The 18,266-nt window shown below is 60.4% G+C and carries 13 protein-coding genes and 1 tRNA gene; 5 read left to right on the forward strand and 9 right to left on the reverse strand.

What is annotated here, in order from left to right; genetic code table 11:
- Nucleotides 1–53: 53 nt before the first annotated feature.
- The 8 genes from QZ650_RS06150 to xerA form a co-directional block, all read right to left on the reverse strand.
- Nucleotides 54–1,241 carry a cation:proton antiporter gene (locus QZ650_RS06150; protein WP_292519837.1) on the reverse strand — a complete coding sequence of 396 codons (1,188 nt, stop codon included), beginning with the start codon at nt 1,239–1,241 and terminating at the stop codon, nt 54–56.
- Nucleotides 1,242–1,346: 105 nt separating this feature from the next.
- Nucleotides 1,347–2,648 carry a phosphopyruvate hydratase gene (gene eno, locus QZ650_RS06155; protein WP_292519839.1) on the reverse strand — a complete coding sequence of 434 codons (1,302 nt, stop codon included), beginning with the start codon at nt 2,646–2,648 and terminating at the stop codon, nt 1,347–1,349.
- A 235-nt stretch (nt 2,649–2,883) separates the two neighbouring features.
- Nucleotides 2,884–3,930, reverse strand: a complete 1,047-nt coding sequence (locus tag QZ650_RS06160; protein ID WP_292519841.1) for a hypothetical protein — start codon at nt 3,928–3,930, stop codon at nt 2,884–2,886.
- Nucleotides 3,931–4,048: 118 nt separating this feature from the next.
- Nucleotides 4,049–4,121: transfer RNA gene (locus tag QZ650_RS06165), tRNA-Gln, on the reverse strand.
- Nucleotides 4,122–4,243: 122 nt separating this feature from the next.
- Entirely contained in the window at nt 4,244–5,593 is a 1,350-nt protein-coding gene (locus QZ650_RS06170; protein ID WP_292519843.1) for a mannose-1-phosphate guanylyltransferase/mannose-6-phosphate isomerase, read from the reverse strand.
- 283 nt (nt 5,594–5,876) lie between these two features.
- Complete coding sequence (locus QZ650_RS06175) at nt 5,877–6,320, reverse strand: tetratricopeptide repeat protein (RefSeq protein ID WP_292519845.1); 444 nt, start codon at nt 6,318–6,320, stop codon at nt 5,877–5,879.
- Nucleotides 6,321–6,450: 130 nt separating this feature from the next.
- Nucleotides 6,451–7,392, reverse strand: coding sequence for an SDR family oxidoreductase (locus QZ650_RS06180; RefSeq protein ID WP_292519847.1), 942 nt, complete (start codon nt 7,390–7,392; stop codon nt 6,451–6,453).
- A 180-nt stretch (nt 7,393–7,572) separates the two neighbouring features.
- A complete protein-coding gene (gene xerA, locus QZ650_RS06185; protein WP_292519849.1) occupies nt 7,573–8,493 on the reverse strand; it encodes a site-specific tyrosine recombinase/integron integrase in 921 nt (306 codons plus the stop codon).
- 1,395 nt (nt 8,494–9,888) lie between these two features.
- Here xerA and QZ650_RS06190 point away from each other — a divergent pair.
- The 5 genes from QZ650_RS06190 to QZ650_RS06210 all read left to right on the forward strand — a co-directional run bounded on the left by QZ650_RS06190 (nt 9,889) and on the right by QZ650_RS06210 (nt 16,839).
- A complete protein-coding gene (locus tag QZ650_RS06190) occupies nt 9,889–10,464 on the forward strand; it encodes a DUF5806 family protein (RefSeq protein WP_292519851.1) in 576 nt (191 codons plus the stop codon).
- Nucleotides 10,461–11,216: a molybdopterin-guanine dinucleotide biosynthesis protein B gene (gene mobB, locus QZ650_RS06195; protein WP_292519853.1), complete on the forward strand. Its 756-nt coding sequence runs from the start codon at nt 10,461–10,463 to the stop codon at nt 11,214–11,216. Before QZ650_RS06190 ends, mobB begins: the two co-directional genes overlap by 4 nt.
- A 5-nt stretch (nt 11,217–11,221) precedes the next feature.
- A complete protein-coding gene (gene glmM, locus QZ650_RS06200; RefSeq protein WP_292519855.1) occupies nt 11,222–12,577 on the forward strand; it encodes a phosphoglucosamine mutase in 1,356 nt (451 codons plus the stop codon).
- 411 nt (nt 12,578–12,988) lie between these two features.
- Entirely contained in the window at nt 12,989–16,555 is a 3,567-nt protein-coding gene (locus tag QZ650_RS06205; protein ID WP_292519857.1) for a hypothetical protein, read from the forward strand.
- Complete coding sequence (locus QZ650_RS06210; protein ID WP_292519859.1) at nt 16,552–16,839, forward strand: acylphosphatase; 288 nt, start codon at nt 16,552–16,554, stop codon at nt 16,837–16,839. The genes QZ650_RS06205 and QZ650_RS06210 overlap by 4 nt, the downstream gene beginning before the upstream one ends.
- Here the strand turns inward: QZ650_RS06210 and cas1 are convergent.
- Nucleotides 16,821–17,756: a CRISPR-associated endonuclease Cas1 gene (gene cas1 / locus QZ650_RS06215; RefSeq protein ID WP_292519861.1), complete on the reverse strand. Its 936-nt coding sequence runs from the start codon at nt 17,754–17,756 to the stop codon at nt 16,821–16,823. The genes QZ650_RS06210 and cas1 overlap by 19 nt on opposite strands.
- Nucleotides 17,757–18,266 lie beyond the last annotated feature (510 nt).

Genomic DNA, 18,266 nt, shown 5'->3' on the forward strand with positions numbered 1-18,266 from the left:
GGCGGACCTGCCCCCAGCACCTCCTTCACGCTTCTTCCTGCCCCCGGCCCCTCTTACTCCGTGGCGCAGTAAGCACCTTTGAAGAACCAGTTCCGGTAGACGATCGGGGTGATGAGTGTGGTGAGCAGGCTCATCAGGACGATGGCAACGAAGATCCCCTGGCCGATGAGCCCCGACTCGAGGCCGATCAGGGCGACGATCATCGCCACCTCACCCCGCGGCGCCATCCCGAACCCGATGATGAGGGAGTCCTCCCGGCACATCCCCATCAACCGGGCAGGGAGAGCGCACCCGATGACCTTGGTGGCGATGGCGACCAGGGTCAGCACCAGGAGGAAGAGGGTCGTGTCGGACGTGAGCGCACGAATGTCTGCGAGAATGCCGAGGGATACGAAGAAGATCGAGGCAAAGACGATCTGGAAGTATTCTGCGCCCTCGTGGACACCCTTACTCTGCCGGAGTTCGACGCCGGCAAAGGCAACCCCGGCGAGGAACGCACCGATGATGCCTGATAGGCCCACCAGGTCGGCGAGCATCGCATACAGGAACGCCACCATCATGGCGAAGATGAAGACAAACTCAGGATACTTCCGCGCCAGGGGGGTTGCGTCCATCCGTTCGATGACCTTTCGGATGCCGAAGTACCCGACGGCACCGGCGACGACGATGAACCCGACGGCCCTGGCAAGCATCAGGACGGTCGGGGTCAACGAGACATCCCCGCTCACGACGAGATCGGTAGAGACGGCAAGCACCAGGAGGGAGAGGACGTCGTCAATGACCGCGGCGCCGATGATCGCCCGTGCCGCCTCAGTCTGGAGCACGCCGATCTCTTTGAGCACGTTTGCGGTTATGGCGATACTCGTCGCGGTCAGGGCCGTGCCGACGAAGATCGCGCTCGCGAAGTCGAACCCGAAGAGGACAGCCGTGGCGTAGCCGCCTATCCACGGGATGATCACGCCGACAAGGCCGATGACGCCGTAACGCGGATCAATAATATCCCTGATATTAAACTCAAACCCGATGACGAAGAGGAGGATGATTGCCCCGAGATGCGCCAGGGTCGCGACGAAGTCGGTGTAGGTGATCAGGCCAAGCACGCTCGGTCCGACCAGAACCCCGACGAGAATCGCCCCGATCGTCGCCGACTGGTTGATCCGGGATGCCACGAGGTAACCGGCGAGCGCGAGGAAGAGGAGGAGGCTCATCTGGATCTCAATTGTTAGGGCAGCGCTTTCCATGGTTACCCATGATTTTGGGAGGAGGCCTTAAGAATTGCATGGAACCCGGGGGGGTTGCACGCCTGCCCGGGTCCCGGGGAAACAACAAGAAAGCCTTATTTCGGCCTATCTTGCCGGCCCCTGCCGGACAAACCCGCTCCGCCCGGCATACCGGGCCGTATCCCCGGCCGCCTCCTCGATCCTCATGAGTTGATTGTACTTCTCCACCCGCTCGCCCCGCGCAGGTGCGCCGGTCTTGAGGTGGCCCGTCTGCATGGCGACGGTGAAGTCGGCAATGAACGTATCGACGGTCTCGCCGCTCCGGTGAGAGACCATCGCGCCCCAGTTCTGCTGCTGCGCCATGCGCACCGCGGCGATCGTCTCGGTCACCGTCCCGATCTGGTTGGGCTTGATCAGGACGGCGTTGGCGGCCCCCTTCCGGATCCCCTGCTCAATCCGCTCGACGTTCGTGACGAAGAGGTCGTCGCCGACGAGTTCCACCTGATCGCCGATGGCTTTGGTCAGCAGCCGCCAGCCTTCCCAGTCATCCTCGGCAAGGCCGTCCTCGATGGCGATGACCGGGTATGCCGCCACAAGGTCGCGGTACCGGTCCACCATCTCGGCAGCGGTCAGGGTCAGCCCTTCGGTCCTGAGGGTATAAACGTCGTTGTTGTAGAACGCGCTTGATGCCGGGTCGAGGGCAATACCGATCTCCTGACCGGGCGCATACCCGGCACGCTCGATCGCCTCCACGATCAGGTCGAGCGGCTCGGTGTTTGTGGAGACTGCAGGGGCAAACCCGCCTTCGTCCCCGACACCGGTCGTGTAGCCCCGCGCCTTAAGGATATCTCTGAGCGCATGGTAGGTCTCGCTCCCCCACCGGACCGCTTCCGCGAAACTCGGAGCGCCGTAGGGCGTGATCATGTACTCCTGGAAGTCCGGGCCCTGCCAGTTTGCATGCACCCCCCCGTTGAGGATGTTCATCATGGGAACGGGAAGAAGCGGCTTTAGCGGGTCTCCCAGGTACTCCCAGAGCCAGAGACCCTCTGCGGCGGCGGCCGCACGGGCGACGGCCATCGAGACCGCAAGCGTGGCGTTGGCACCAAGGTTTCGCTTGTTCGGTGTTCCGTCGAGGAGGGAGAGGGCCTCGTCAACCGTCGCCTGCTCACGGGCGTCCATGCCCTGCAGGGTGCCGGCGATCTCGCCGTTGATCTGTCTGACGGGTCTTTCCACTCCTTTTCCGCCGTAACGGTCCTTTACACCGTCCCGGAGCTCGATGGCCTCGTGTTTGCCGGTCGATGCACCGGACGGGGTCGCGGCCCGCCCGGACACTCCGCCGGCGAGCGTGACATCCGCTTCGATGGTCGGGTTCCCCCGCGAGTCCAGTATCTCGCGGGCATGGATGGATCGTATCCTCGTATCGGTCATACTCGATGGCACCGGGGAAGCGGGAGGGTATTGAGCGCAAAAAAGGTATCGGCGGCGCGGGACCCACCCGGGCGGCGGGGACAGGATACGCCGCTTTCAGGTTACTGTCTGGTAGTGAACCCGATCACCGGATATCAGGTGGGTAGACCTAATCCCGCCGGTGATTGCCCTTTCAAACCGGAATGCGGGAACCGACGCTCCGGGGAGAGAGGCGCCGGACCGCACGACCCATCCGTCAGCGTTGTCCAAGCTCGTCGATCAGCCTGCGATAGACCTCGAATGCAGGCTTCGGCGAGTAGTTATCGCGCAAGATCCCGAACTGGGAGAACAGGTCAGGGCTGGAACTGTCCGCATCCCGCAGATCGAACAACTCGTAGCGAGTTACGTTATAGTTGCCCCGGTAGTCGTTAATCGTGCGTATGATCGTCTCCAGGGCCTCGGCCTGCCGTTCATACGAACGCTCCGGCCCCGTAGGCCACCCATTCTCCGCCACATGTATCGGCACCGTGCCGGGTATGCCGGCCTCGGGCAGGGAGGTCTCTCGAAACGATCGCATGGCAAACTCGACGAAGTGGCGTATGTCGCCGGGCAGGCCCGAAGGGGCCAGCGGGAAGAAGACGTCTGGATAGATATCGAGGCCGACATAGTCCAGGGACTTCACGAATCGCTCCCCGCCAAGTGCTCCGATGGAAGTCCAGAAGTCGTGAGTGTCAGTCTCGAAGAACGGTACGGCACTGAAACCGACCTGCAGCCGGTCAAACCCGCACCGGCGGGCTTCTTCTTTAGCCGCAATGACACCCTGCACCAGCGCTTCGCGGACATTCGGAAAACTGCCGTCGATGATCGGCACATGCGTGAGGTTGGGCTCTTCGGTCACCTGCAGCATTGCAATCCTCGCGCCGTAACGCCGAACGGCAGCCCTGACAAACTCAACCCACCCGGCAACGTTCCCGCTCTCCGATGTGTACGAGAGCACCAGATCGATCTCCCGGCCCTCACCGGCGTACTGGAGGAAGTCCTCAGGCTGACTGCTCTCCGATCGCGGGTCGGGGGAAGAGTCCACGTAATGGAGATAACACCTGACGGTGAATGGTCGTGTATCACCCTGCAGTCTATCGATCGCCTCGTTGATCCGCTCGGGGTTATTGTGTCTGCCGGAGATCAAGCCGAGATCGCTCCCCAGCACCCCACCCGGATAAATCCCGAGTATCAGCCCGGGCGCCCCTGCAGACCGCGCAGGAGGCATCCAGCCTTCTGCAGTCTGGAGTTGCTCATCGTTCATACCCACATATGCGCAACAGGTTGCAATAACGCTGGTTATCGGGGACGGAGCCAGAGATCTGCGCCGCCCGCGACGCCTTCCGCTCCGGCCGGAAAGAAACAGAAAAGGCAGAACCCAGTACCCCCGGGCGGATTCGAACCGCCGTCGCCGGATCCAAAGTCCTGCATGATTGACCGCTACACTACGGGGGTTTGAAAAGTAAACCACTGATACCTGCAGTACCAGCCCTTATGTATTATGCGCCCCGGGATTATATCGGTTTGGTCGCGAGCGTGTGGGAGCCGGGGGAAAGGGGTTTGGGCGTCCCGGCGCTTCACGCCCGCTCGAAGTCGTCCTCGAACCGGACGATGTCGTCCTCGCCGGTGTACTCCCCGATCTGGACCTCGATAAGTTCGAGCGGCAGGAGGCCGGGGTTCGCGAGCCGGTGGACGGTCCCCGCCGGGACGAACGTGGACTCACCGTTCCGGAGGAGGTAGGTCTTATCGCTGATCGTCACCTCGGCGCACCCGGTGACGACCACCCAGTGCTCTGAACGGTGGTGATGCATCTGGAGTGACAGCCTTCGCTTCGGGGGGACGGTGACGCGCTTGATCTTGTACGACTGCCCCTCCTCCAGGTTCGTGTACGAGCCCCAGGGCCGGTGGACCCGCGTGTGGAAGAGCGCACGTGAGTCCCCCTTCTCGCGGAGGGCCTTTGCAATCTCGCCCACCCGCTGAGCCTTGTCCCGGCCGGCGACCAGGATCGCGTCCTTCGTCTCGACGATGGCAAGGTCGTGAACCCCGACGGTGGCGACCAGGCGGTCGGCGATGATCAGGTTCTCAGAGGAGTCGATCCCGATATGCTCGCCCCTGACGGCATTGCGGCTCCCGTTCTTCGGCAGTGCGGCATAAAGGGCGTCGAAGTTCCCCACATCGTTCCAGTCGCCCTCAAGCGGCACGACCGCCGCCCGCCGGGTCTTCTCCATGATCCCGTAATCGATAGAGAGGGCAGGGGCTGCCCGGTATGCCTCCTCGAGGGGGTGCTCGAACGCCCGGGCCACCTCAGGTGCGCACGCCTCGCACTCAGCAAGGAAGAGATCGGCATCGAAGCAGAACATTCCGGAGTTCCAGAGGTAGCCGTCGGCGACATACTTCTCTGCAGTCGCGATATCGGGCTTCTCCACGAACGCGTCCACGAGCAGACCGTCCTCAAGAGGCTCGCCCGGGCGGATGTAGCCGTAGCCGGTGTGCGGTGAGGTCGGCCGCACACCAAAGACCACCAGATGATCCTTCGCAAGCCGCTCCGCCCGCCGGAAGGCCTCATGGAACGGCCCGTCCGCGGTGACCAGATGGTCCGACGGCAGCACCGCGATCGTGTCGGGCCCGTCCTCCCTGACCTCCCGGACGCCGTAGTAGATCGCCGGCAGGGTGTTCTTGCCCGCCGGCTCCACAATGACCCGGCAGTCGCACCCGATGGCGGCGAGCTGGTCCCGGACCAGGAACCGATGGTCGGTATTCGTGACGATCGCGATCTCCTGCGGGGAAGAGAAGAGGAGCGATCTCTTCACGGTCTTCTGGAAGAGGGATTCGTCGTCGACCAGCGGGATGAACTGTTTCGGGTAGTGTTCCCTTGAGAGCGGGAAGAGACGGGTGCCGCTCCCGCCTGCAAGTATGAGCGTCTTCATGGGATGACTCCGTGCCGGAGGGCACTCGTTTATATTCTATGTGGTAGGGGAGATAAAAACGTAAGGTCCCTGTGGGGGTTCCAAAAGGCCCGGCAAGCCTGATGGGCGAAACGGGCAGGAGAAGATGCAGGATCGAAACATAAGGGAACCTATCAGACAACTCCCCGTATCGCACCGGGCGGTGTATCCACCCTCGATCACAGACATCTTTGGGGATGATCCGGCAGCCTCCCGGCTGCTCCACCGGCCCCCACCCCACGGGCATTGTGAGGAACCGACCCCTTCATGCCCGGGTCATTGTCGAATCCCCGGGATAAAGTGCCCGGGCCTGCGGGTCGAGGTCCTCTGCGACGGCAAGGACCTGTTCAGCCTCCCGGAAACTCCCGAGCCTCCTGAGCACCATGCCATAGGTAACCCAGGCAAAGATGCACGACCGGTCGACAGCAAGTGCCTGCTTGCACGCAAGCACCGCCTCCTGCGGGCGGCCGAGCCGGGCGAGGATCACCGCCCGGTTGTTCCAGGCGTAGACATCCTCGTTGTCGCGGAGGAGCGCCGCACTGAATGCGGCAAGCGCCTCTTCATAGCGCCCCTCTCTCTCAAGTGCCACGCCCCTGTTGTTCAGGGCTGCGGGATCGTTCGGATTCTCCGCCATCACGTCGCTGTACGCCCGTAACGCGTCTCTATCATCCCCGGTGAGGGGGATCTTCGGTGTAACCAATCGGGGCATACATTCGCACCTCGCACCCATACTGCGAATAGACAATATATAGGTTCCTGTACCCATCGGGCCTGAAAATAAGGCGGGCTGGGATCTGTCGGCAGGGTGCCCGATATCGGTCCCGAACCCGGGAGAACGGTTACCGGCCGGCGCCGCCATCCCGGAACCACGTCACCGTCTCCCGGAGCCCCTCATCGAGGGTGCAACGGGGAGAAAAGTCAAAGGCCTCCCTGGCCCGGGATATATCGGCGAGCGAGTCGCGTACATCCCCGGGCCGCGGGGATTCATATACCGGCGGAGCGCGTACGTCTGTGATCCCGGAGAGGTGCAGAGCGAGTTCGTTAAGGCTGATCCGGCGCCCCCCGGCGATGTTGAAGACACCAGAGGCACCGCTCTCCATTGCCTGGATATTTGCCCGGACCACATCCGCAACAAATATGAAGTCCCGTGTCTGTTCCCCGTCGCCGAAGATGATCGGCGGCTTCCCGTCAAGCAGGCGGGTGATGAACTTCGGGATCACCGCGGCATACTCCGAGTTCGGGTCCTGCCGGGGGCCGAAGACGTTGAAGTAGCGGAGGAAGGCTGTCCGGATGCCGTAGAGATCCGAAAATACCTTCCCGTAGTATTCGCCCGCGAGTTTCGAGACCGCGTAGGGCGAGAGCGGGGTCGGCGCCATCGTCTCGCGTTTGGGGAAGACCGGGTCGTCGCCGTAGATCGCCGAGGTGGAAGCCGCCACGACCGCCGGAACCCCGCACTCCTTCGCAGCCCAGAGGACGTTCACGGTTCCGCCCGCATTCACCGCGTTCGTCTCAAGGGGATCTTTCACGGAGCGTGGGACCGAGGCGATGGCCGCCTGGTGGAAGATGCCGTCCGCCCCGGTGCAGGCATCGGTGAGGAGAGAGAGGTCGGTGACACTCCCCTCGATGATCGTCACCTGCGGATGGTCGATGAGGTGCTCGATATTCTCACGCCGTCCGGTGGCGAAGTCGTCGACGACCACGACTTCGTGCCCGTCATGTGCCAGCCGCTCTGCGAGGTTGGAGCCGATGAATCCCGCCCCGCCTGTGACGATGTAGCGCATATGATACAGTAGGCGCTCCACCGATTTGAGCGTTGCCGGAAGAGAGGGGTGAGAGAAAGGCGCCTGTACGGGAAGCGGCCCGGTGCCCGGGAACCATTACTGCCGGGAGGACAGCGGACCCGCACCGCCCGGCACCCATATAGCATCATGCCGTTTATTGACACCTCCCGACCGGCCTGATCACTCCCCCCTTTTCCCACCCGATAGCGGGAAGTACTGCTGATAGACGCGCTTACGCTCCTCGATGTCAGTATGCAGATAGATCTCAGTCGTCTTGATGGAGGAGTGGCCGAGGTTCTCCTGCACGACGCGGAGATTCTTTGACCGCCGGTAGAGCTCGCTTGCATAGGAATGCCGGATCTTATGCGGCGTAATCCCTGCAGGTGCATACTCCCGAAAGAGGTGCTGGACGGTTCGCGGGGAGAGGTGGTTGCCCTGCTGGCCCACGAAGAGCGGCCCTTCAATCTTGTTGCCGATAAACCGGTCAATCGCTTCAAGCGTCTCTTCATCGACGAATACCGTCCGGATCTTGTCGCCCTTCCCTTTCACCCGGATCGTCTGCTCCTCAAAGTCAATATCCTCAACGTTAATTGCACAGAGTTCAGAAACACGGACGCCGGTAGCGTAGATCAGGCGGACGATCAACCGGTCCCGATCGTCCGGTATCGTCTTGATAAGGCGGATCACCTGACTGTGCTTGAGGTATCTCAGTTCTTGGTTCTTGATCCGGGGACGCTCCACCCCGAGCATGGGGTTCGCGACCACGACCCCCTGCGCATAGAGGAAACGGTAGAACGAGGAGAGGGTCGATATCATGCGGTGGAGCGTCTTTGGTTTGTACTCACGCCCTTCCGAGAGGCAGGAGAAGAAATCGGTGATCAGGGCCGCAGAGGTGTTGACATCTGCATCCAGCGGGGCGCTATCGAGTGCACCTTCGTCGAACGAGACACAGCCCGAGGCCGAGTGCTGCCGGAGCCAGGCATACCGGGCGAAGCGTTGAAGAGTCTGCTCATATTTTCTGATGGTCCTTGGCGAGTAATTTCGCATTCGGAGGTAATTACTGAAGCGATCCAGCCATTCTGAGAAGAGCGCGTTTTCCATCGCATATAGAATGGAATAACGAAGCATATCAAAATTGCGGTAAATCACTATTCCCCGCAATACGAATTTTACCCGGAAAGCCCCCTGTCAGACACCCCCGGAAGATACCGGGCACGGCCGCCCGGATCCCGGGGGAAGGGTGCTCGACCCGCAGCCATGGAGCACCGACCCACAAGGGGAGTAAGAGGCCCCCGAAGCCGATCTGCAGGCAACCAGGATGATCCCCACTCCAGGTAGATGCGTGCAGGAGAATCGCACCGTAACACCGGGCGATACAGGATTTTCGTGAAGCGGAGCCGTTTTCGGCAACCAACCCGGAGGCCACGAACGACGGCCAACTCCCCCCGGGGCACTAAAAAAGGTATTTTCGGTGATGCAGGAGGTATCGGAGTTAGGAGGTATGGGGCTGTCATCCCGGGGGGCCGGGAAACAGACCCTGATGAATACATCCCCCTCCGACTATATGAACCCCCTACCGCGCGGGGAGAAAGTGAACGATCCCGATACACCACAGACCCCATGAGACCACCTGAACCCACGCGCATATAAATGACCCCCACAGACGCGCTTAAACGCCCGATCGGCAGCACAGACAATCATCCCCATGAAAGGACCCGCGATCCGTCCCTGGAGGCGCAATACGAGGGTCAAAAAAATACCGCGGAGCCCCCCCACTTCAGGAACCTGACACCCCGAGCATCCCACAACCAGGCCCGGGCATCTCAGGGAGCGAACCACCCGGGCCATCATTGCCTGCAGAGCGACGGCGGCACCCGGTTCAGGCACCTGCAGGGGACTGGAGGCGACCATGGCCAGCCCCAGGCCCGGAAGAACGGCGCTTGAATCACCACCCCAAAAATGCCGGGCCACCCCCTGACACCCGGGACGACGGACAAATGCGCCGGGCACCTGAGATTAGAGAGCGAGATGAGGACCGAGGACCGGAGTTCCGAACCTCGACCCGCGAAAGGGGGGGGAGCCCTGCAAGGCAGCAGAGGACGCACAGATGAGGAATTTTTGAGAGAACCTGCCATCAAGAATGCGGATCTCATTCACCCCCAGAGCCCCCCTCTGCCGCACACGGCGCCCGGGAAGAACCCCCGCGTCACCCCTGGCAAGACCCAATATCCCCGGATTATGGCTGCACCCGGATCAAAATGGAGCAGGAAGGCCCAGATCAGCACCTCATCCACGGGATCAAAGGGGCAGGAATAAACCGCATGATGCTATACGTAAGAGGGAGTGGCAGAGGCAACCACCGGCCCTGCGGAGCATACAGCCGGGAGAAGCCCGGAGAATCTCCAATTCTGCCCTATTACCATCGTAACCAGGCCTCCTTTCGGCTTGTCCAACCAACACCATTGAAATACCAAAACAGACAAGAGGATATGCAAAATGGAAGAGTCTGACAACCTTAAAGACCCAAATAAGTACAAGAAATTCAAGAAGGTGGACGGCGCCACCTATCAGCGAGTCAACCAGTTCTTACGCAAACACACCCATATCACCGCCCGCGAATGGGCTATTGCACGGCTCTGCGCGGATTTTAAGACCACCGGCGGCTCGGAGATGACGTTCATCGGCGAAAACCTCCCCGAGCTCTGTCCCTTCATGCTCGACACATACACGCCGCAGGCGGTCAACCAGGCGAGGAGTTCGTTCAAGAAGAAGGTGAAGAAGGCGGGTGCCACATTCTTCTACGGGGCCATGTGCGGGTTTTTCACCGCGGAAGAACTCGATGAGATCCTCTTCGAGACGAGCGAGGTCGCCCGGTTCCTGCTGGAGGTGGAAGGGACGAGCCTGAACATCGACGACGAGATTGAGATCGAGGACCGGATCACCGAGGTGATGCGGGGCGTGGCCGAGGCGGCATCGGTCGTCTTAAAGTCGAGGCCCGGTCCCGAAGAGGAGGGGGAGCCGATGGAGAAGGAGGATGAGGAGACGATAGAGAAGGAGGATGAGGAGCCATGAAGATCATTCAGATTGTCGGCCGGTCAAACGCCGGCAAGACCACATTCATAAAGAGCCTGATCACGGCGCTCTCCGCACATGGAACTGTTGGAGCGATCAAGCACCTTGGGCACCACGGATTCCGGCTCGAGCCGGGGAAAGACACCACCATCTACCATGAATCGGATGCTGCTCTATCCGGCGGCGTTGACGACGCCAGGTCCGTCCTCATCAGGCGCGAGAACGACCTTGACTCCACCCTGGAGGTCATATGCAATGCCGGGGTCGAGTATGCCATACTTGAGGGGTTCAAATCCCGGCCCTTCCCGAGGGTTGTGATCGGCGACCTCCCAAGCGAGAACGTCGTGCTCCGGAACCCCACCGTCGACGAGGTGATCGCTGCACTCCCGGAGTTTGAGGACTACCATACCATCGAGGGGCTGGTCAAAGAACTGAGGCGCGAGTGCGGTGTCTCGCATGCGGGGGCCATCCTCACGTTCAACGGGATTGTCCGGGAATGGACCGGCACCGAGCACACCGATTACCTGGAGTTTGACGAGACCGTCGATGCCCTGACGGAGAGCATCCGCCAGGAGATGGAAACAGTCCCGGGGATCATCGGGGCACGGTTCTACCACCGGAAAGGGCGGCTCTATGCCGGAGAAGATTTAACGTATCTTGCTATACTTGCAGAGCATAGAGAGGAGGCCTTTGCCGCCGCCAGCAACGCTATCGACCGACTGAAGCGGGAACTACACGACGTGGAGAAGTGACAGTGATGCGAAACGGAAAACGGATGTTTGGAACGAACGGCGTGCGGGGCGTGGTCGGGGAGAGGATGACACCGGCCCTCGTCCTCAAGATCGGCGCCGCGCTCGGATCGATGAGGAAAGGCACTATCGCGGTCGGCAGGGATACACGGACATCCGGCGAAGCCCTGGCCCACGCCCTCAAGGCCGGGCTCCTGATGACCGGGTGCGACGTGGTGGATATGGGTATCCTCCCCACGCCGGCCCTGCAGTATATCATAAAGACCAACCGGTTCGACGGAGGGGCGATGATCACCGCGTCCCACAACCCCCCCGAGTACAACGGCGTCAAGGTCATCGAGGCCGACGGCACCGAGATGTCCGACGACGAGATCATCCGGCTCGAAGACCGGTTCTTTGCCGCCGAGTTTGACGCGGCCTCCTGGGACAGCGTCGGGACGGAGACCGCCGCACCCGACCGGCTTGAAGAGTATATCCGGGCTATCGTGAACCACTTCCCCGCAGGCATCGGGGAAGGCATGACCGTCGTCGTCGACCCAGGTTCCGGCCCGGCAGCGCTCACCACCCCGATCATCCTCTCGAGGATGGGCTGCCGGGTCCATACCATCAACGCCCGGCTCGACGGCACATTCCCGGGGCGTATGCCCGAACCGACCCCCAATGGACTCAAGCCGCTCTCGGAGATGGTTCTCGCCACGGGTGCGGACTTTGGCGTGGCGCACGACGGCGACGCCGACCGGGCGGTCTTTGTTGATAACAAAGGACGCTATATAGAAGAGAACTACGAGTTCGGCCTGGTCGAGGACTACGTCTGCGACAGGAATCCTGACGGGCTCATCGTCACCCCAGTCGCCACCTCCCGGCTGATCCGCGATATCGCAGAGAAACACGGGTGCACCGTGGATTACACCCCCGTAGGGAGCATCTATGTTGCACGACGGATGATTGAACTGATCGGCAAGGGAGATAAGGTCTCCTTTGGGGGCGAAGGAAACGGCGGCCTGATCTATCCCGACCACCAGTTCTGCCGGGACGGGGGCATGACCGCCGCCATGATGGTGGCGGTTCTCGCGGGCCACGGCGGCAGGAGACTGTCGGATATCCTCGACGGGCTCCCTGCATACCACCTGGTCAAAGAGAAGCACCATGCCCGGGACCCCGCCGCACTGGTCCGTGCCGTCGAGGAAGCATTCTCAGGAGATACCATCGAGAAGATCGACGGCATCAAGATCGTCAGGGACGATGTCTGGGCGCTGGTCCGGGCGTCAGGCACGGAACCGATGATCAGGATCATGATCGAGTCAAAGGACCCGGACGTCGCGGAGACGATGTACCGGGAGATTATGCAGGTTGTTACAGGTTAAAAGACGGAGCAGGAGTGGTCAGGCATAATCGCCGCCTGACCATCTCTTGACAGGGGCACGACGTTTCATGGGGTGATTCCACTCAAACTGCGTGAGCAGACTCTCTCCAGAAGGATCCATGAATGCCCGTATTGGGGGGGTGTATTGCCGGATAAGGGATATACCTGTCAGGAAGATGCACAGTATCTCTGCGTGCTGTGGGGGAAAAAATCCCCACGCCACATCACTGTGATTCTACCATAAGCATTTCATTCAGAGTGCAACAAGAGACTCTTACCGTCTATCATACCCCCGGCATTTTAGAGAATCTCATGGATTCCCGATAAAAAACATTCTTTTGAGAGGGGGGCAATCTATATATCTGATGGTGATTATGCATGATGCAGAAGCCACTGGAGAGCGTTGATTAAAATGGATGGAAAACCACAGATAAAACAGAAGATCAACTCCGCTATCTCTTCCGGCGATCTGCGTGAGCTCGAAAAGGTAGTTTCAGACATATCAGAGACCCAGACGAGGAAAGAGAAGAAATCACTCTATGAGCAGATGAATGCCGCCCTGGTCGATGCAGCATTCAAAGATAACCAGCCGGAACTCTTGAGCCAGCTCATCGAACCGACCAAAGACGAGGTGCTCGACCTCGCCCGGCGGGCTGCCACGCTTTACAGCCAGAATAAGGATGAGGCATGGTTTGGTGCCATCTTTACCCTGGTTGACAAACTCGACCGCAAGAGTCACCAGTCCGATATCCTCGCCGGGATCTCCCGCGACCTGGTCCAGGCCGGGGTTGATACCGGGGATCTCCACTTCATCGAGAAGGGAGGGGAGGCCTTCGATAAGATCAGCATCCGTAAATATCGCTCCGCCATCCTCTCCGATATAATCCCGCTCTTCATCCAGTACGGGCAGAAATACCAGAACGTCGAGATCATGCAGAACGCTCTCCACATCCTCTCCGAGATCGGCGATATATCAAAACAATCACAACTCCATGCCGACGTCGCTCGGGCAATCGCCGGGTCCGGCATCGAAGCCGGCAATATCGATCTCGTAATCCGCGGGCTTTCAAGCGCCACCGAGATCAACCAGAAGATCCGGCGCACCAACTCGATTGCAGATATTGTGGATGCCACCTGGAAATCATCACTTAAGAAGGACATCTCGGATGTCGAACGAATCATAGACTCTCTCTCCGGCATTCCGGAAGAACGGCTCACTGAGGTTCTCGCGATCCTGACCGAGCAACTCCTCGACCGCCAGCGGGACAAGAAGCAGGTTTATACCAAACTGCTCAAACTCGACGACGAGAAGCCGTGGGCAGGCCAGACCCTCGTCATCGAGCTCCTGAAGAAGGCAGAACGGAGTGGCGAGCGCTGGTTCCTCGAGAAAGCGTTCGAGTTCAATGCCCGGGGCGGAGTGGAGACCCAGCTCCCCATCGAGGAGATCGTCCTCTCCGGGATCGCGGTCGTCGAGAAGAGCGGCAACCCGACCATTCTCTTAGACATCACCCCGCTCATCGACGAGTCCTGCGACCCCACGAAGGCGGCCCACCTCTACCGGCAGATCACCGATGCACTCTCACGGATGGGCGACTTCTATCACGCGATCGAGGTCATGAAGAAGGCCAGCACCAGTGCCCAGAGGATCAACGCCCAATTTTTCGACACCAGTGTCCGCCTGATCAAGGAGGGTGTTCGGCGTGACGAGATTGAACTCGTCCGTGAGAATATCCTCGCCACACTGGAGATCGATATCGCCGACTCGCTGGTACACCAGGCGGTGACCGACTTCTGCAAGGAGTATGACTTTGATGAGGTCGTCAGGCACATACCGGCCATAAAAGAACTTGTCAGACCGCACCACGCACAGGACACCCTGCTCTTTGAGTGCAACAACATCCTGATCGAGCGGGGGTTCGTCCGCCAGAAGGACCCGTCCGCCCTTGTGGATCTCGTAAGCCAGATCGGAGAGCAAACCCTCCGTGAACAGGCTATCTCGACCATCGTGGTGGAGATGGCACGGATTGGGGTCGCCCGAAAAGACCGGGATCTCCTCCGGCGTGCAACCGGACTTACCTGCGAGATCATGGACCAGCAGGCACGGGCGGAGGCGCTGGGCGGCATCGTGGACCAAGCGGCCATACTCGCGGTGGAGGACGGCGACCTCGACCTCCTCCACGGGATGCGGGTCCTTGCCTCATCTCTGCTGGAGCGGGACTACTGCCTCTTTGCGATGGGCAAGGTGATCCATGGCCTGATCATGTACGGGATCGAACAGCTCTCGCTCCGGGCGCTCGATGAGGCAACTCAGATCCTCTCCCAGATCACCGACCCGTCCCTCCAGCGGCAGTTGATCGACCCGCTCATCGAGGGCTATATCCGGGTCGGAAGCCTGCAGACGGCGGACCAACTCTCCCGGGGGAAGGCCCGGGTCTTTGAGGACATGATGGAGCCGTTCGAGATCGCCCTCACGCTCCTCAAGACCAACACACCGCGCGAAGAGGTCTCGATCAAGATAGCGAGTTACGTCGATATCATGCTCGAGTACACGCAGGTCTACAGGAGCCCGATCTTTGCTGTCCCGATGACGCTCTTCTCCCTGGAGATCGAGGGGGAGTACGAGCGAACGGCGATGATCCAGAGGATCCTCACGTTCTTCACGGACTACGTGAAGGAGTTCGATTCGGCCGACCCCTACGAGGTGACGGCCTACCTGCTCGAGGGGGTCGAGGGGGCAACGGCAGCATCACCGGTCCTTGAACTGATGTATCACCTCCTGGAGCATACCGGGGACGTCTACGCACGCTATTCGGGTATGTACCGGATTGTGAGCGCGTACTCGGTGCTCGGCAACGAAGAACGGGCCGAGATGATCATCCGAAGGCTGCATGAAACCATCGGGACCATCTCTGAGCCCTCCATCCGTGTGATCATGCTCTCCGACCTTGCCGGGCTCATGGCCGGGATCGATCACGATGCAGCGAGAAACTACCTCACCGAGGCGCAGGGGATGCTTGAGTTTGTCGGGCCGGAACAGGAGGCGTTCGTCAGGAAAAACCTGATCTACGCCGCAAGAAGCCTTAACATCGTGAACCGGCAGGAGACGGATGTTGACTGGGCGATTGCACAGGTCAGCGGGATTGAAGATCCCGTCGAGTACGTGGATGCACTCGCCGCGGTCTTTGACATGGTCAGCGAGCCTGCACAGAGGAAGGAGATCCTCTCGGCCATGTGCCACACGGTGGTGAACATCCCCTCCCCCTATATCCGGCTCTCGATGCTCTTTGACGTGGCACAGTTCGCCGAGACTTACGGCGACGAAGTGGAGATCGATGAACTGCTGGACGGTATGGAGAGAACGGCCGGATATATCCAGATCCCGTTCATCACCGCGATGACGCGGCAGCGGATGGCCCAGATGCTCTTCTCGCTTTACAGAAAGAGCGGAAAGCCGGTTAGCCAGCAGCGGGCCATCGATCTTGTCTCCACGATCGATGACGACCGGATCCGGTACAATCTGATGGTCCAGCTCGAACAGGCGATGCCCCAGTCCTGGAAGAATACGGTCTACGGGAGGATCCTGGACTGCCGGGACAAGATCCGGAGCGGTGATTACACCACAAAGGATATGGTCACACTCGACCGGGCGATACGGGCGGCGCCGGATCGGGCAAAACGGGCGACCTACTACACCGAACTCTACCTTATCGCAAGGGGCGCGACGCAGCATGAGGTTGCGGACAGGATGCTGCTCTGTGCGCTTGAAGAGGCGCGGATCATAAGACCGCTCTCGCGACGGGCTTTTGTGCTCGGCGATATGGCGTGCAGGATTTATGCAGAACGCTATGAGGACAGGTCGAAGGAGATCCTCGACATGGCCGTGAGCGAGGCCCTCAACATCCGCGATTCGACTATCCGGGACGAGGTCTATGACGAACTCGATATGTCGATGCGGATTATCCAGGAGCACTGGCTGTGAAGACGATCGAGATCAGGATAGCGGGGAGGGTGCAGGGCGTCGGGTTTCGGGCATGCATCAAGAAGATCGCGACCAACCTCGGCGTCGGCGGCGAGGCGATGAACCTCCCTGATGGGACGGTGCTCGTCACCGCAACCGGCGAACCCGTCATCCTCGACAAGTTCGTCTCCATGCTGTACGGCTGCCCCCGGGTCGTCATAAGGGATCTCTCCCAGCAGGAGATCTCCCCTGCAACCTACCCGGAATTCACCATTCTGCGGGGCGGTTACCAGTACAGTACGTGAAACTCGGCCTTCGTGAGGAGCGCATCCCGGAGAATGCGCACCTGCGTATCGATCCGGGACTGGTCGATAGACTCACGGAGTGACGTAACGAGCCGGGCAGAAAAATTCCCGTCAAGGTAACATCTTTTCTCGCTGCATTCGTAATCCCTGCCCGTGATCTCATCGCGGGCAAACCGGAGGACGGCACGGTCCACCATCGTTGCTTTGAGCGGTTCGATGAGGTCGTGAACGAGACTTCCGGCCCCCTCATGGAGCATACCGAGATCGGGGTCGAGGTGGGCGCCGATCAAGGAGACGCAGCAGTTGCCGTAGAGCATCGCATATCCGAGCGAGAACATGGCGTTGACGGGGTCAAGGAATGGACGGCTTGCCCTGCGCCGGAACCCGAGTTCCGGCGGAAGTGCGCGGGAGAGGATCTCGTAGTACATATCGGCGGTCAGGCGTGAGAGCCGCCGCAGTTCCTCCATGGTGACCGAGGCCGCGAGTTCCTCCCGGGCCTCGTAGAGGAAGTCGAGTTCCCCTGCGTAGAATACGTCCTGTCCGGCACGATCGTAGAATTCCTCGAGGAGGAGGAGCCGGGACTGGAGGCCGGCGGTTGCGAGCGGCTGCGCGAACCGATGGGGTGCGGCCCGCTGCTGGGCAGGGCGCACAGCCTCGTCCGGCCGATAGCCGTAGGGGGAGAGGTGCCCTACGGGCGTACCGTCGATATCAAAGAACGTGATGACAGCGCCGGCTTTGAGGAGGTTTGTCACCGCCGAGGTGTGCAGGGTATGGCCGCCGACGATCAGGAGGTGCCTCACCCCCAGGAGCGGGTAGCGCCGGGTCTCGTTCCCGTGCACGATGACCAGTTCCTGTGCCGTCGCCTTGATGTGCCCTCCGTAGCCAAAGACTGGGAGCCAGGGTTTCGTCGCTGTCATCCGATCACTTGGAAATGAGTATTGGGGGGTTTTTGGTGATGAATGCATCGATTGGCCAAATCCCGTGAGATCCTCCCGGTGCAGGGCAGGTGGAGGAGGGGCGGGACCCCCGTAAATGTAATCAGGTTAACTTAAGCAAGTTAATTAACTGCAACGTTTTTACATCCCCAACTCCCAGTCTAAAATGTTATTTCGCCAGACAGGGCTCTGCGAAAGATTATGAACTAAAAAGAGTTGATTTAATGACTCGAACGAGAAAAAAAGTTCAGTACATTCTGTTTGTACTGATGGTATGCTCACTGCTGGTACTGCCGGCAGCAGGGGAGACGCTCCCGCCAGGGAACGTGAGCCCGGGAGAGAGCACTGTGAATGATACGGTGACTCCTGAGGTGACAGAGACGCCGACGGTGACACCGACGGAAGAGCCGACTGTTACACCAACAGAAGAGTTGACGGAGATACCGACGGAGGAGCCGACCGGGACACCCACAGAAGAGCCGACGGTGATGC

The sequence above is a fragment of the Methanoculleus sp. genome (assembly GCF_020696975.1).
Taxonomy (GTDB): Archaea; Halobacteriota; Methanomicrobia; order Methanomicrobiales; family Methanoculleaceae; genus Methanoculleus.

Excerpts from the sequence above, each read along its gene's own strand:
- QZ650_RS06150 (WP_292519837.1), bottom strand. The coding sequence starts at position 1,241 with ATGGAAAGCGCTGCCCTAACAATTGAGATCCAGATGAGCCTCCTCCTC.
- eno (WP_292519839.1), bottom strand. The coding sequence starts at position 2,648 with ATGACCGATACGAGGATACGATCCATCCATGCCCGCGAGATACTGGAC.
- QZ650_RS06160 (WP_292519841.1), bottom strand. The coding sequence starts at position 3,930 with ATGAACGATGAGCAACTCCAGACTGCAGAAGGCTGGATGCCTCCTGCG.
- QZ650_RS06170 (WP_292519843.1), bottom strand. The coding sequence starts at position 5,593 with ATGAAGACGCTCATACTTGCAGGCGGGAGCGGCACCCGTCTCTTCCCG.
- QZ650_RS06175 (WP_292519845.1), bottom strand. The coding sequence starts at position 6,320 with ATGCCCCGATTGGTTACACCGAAGATCCCCCTCACCGGGGATGATAGA.
- QZ650_RS06180 (WP_292519847.1), bottom strand. The coding sequence starts at position 7,392 with ATGCGCTACATCGTCACAGGCGGGGCGGGATTCATCGGCTCCAACCTC.
- xerA (WP_292519849.1), bottom strand. The coding sequence starts at position 8,493 with ATGGAAAACGCGCTCTTCTCAGAATGGCTGGATCGCTTCAGTAATTAC.
- QZ650_RS06190 (WP_292519851.1), top strand. The coding sequence starts at position 9,889 with ATGGAAGAGTCTGACAACCTTAAAGACCCAAATAAGTACAAGAAATTC.
- mobB (WP_292519853.1), top strand. The coding sequence starts at position 10,461 with ATGAAGATCATTCAGATTGTCGGCCGGTCAAACGCCGGCAAGACCACA.
- glmM (WP_292519855.1), top strand. The coding sequence starts at position 11,222 with ATGCGAAACGGAAAACGGATGTTTGGAACGAACGGCGTGCGGGGCGTG.
- QZ650_RS06205 (WP_292519857.1), top strand. The coding sequence starts at position 12,989 with ATGGATGGAAAACCACAGATAAAACAGAAGATCAACTCCGCTATCTCT.
- cas1 (WP_292519861.1), bottom strand. The coding sequence starts at position 17,756 with ATGACAGCGACGAAACCCTGGCTCCCAGTCTTTGGCTACGGAGGGCAC.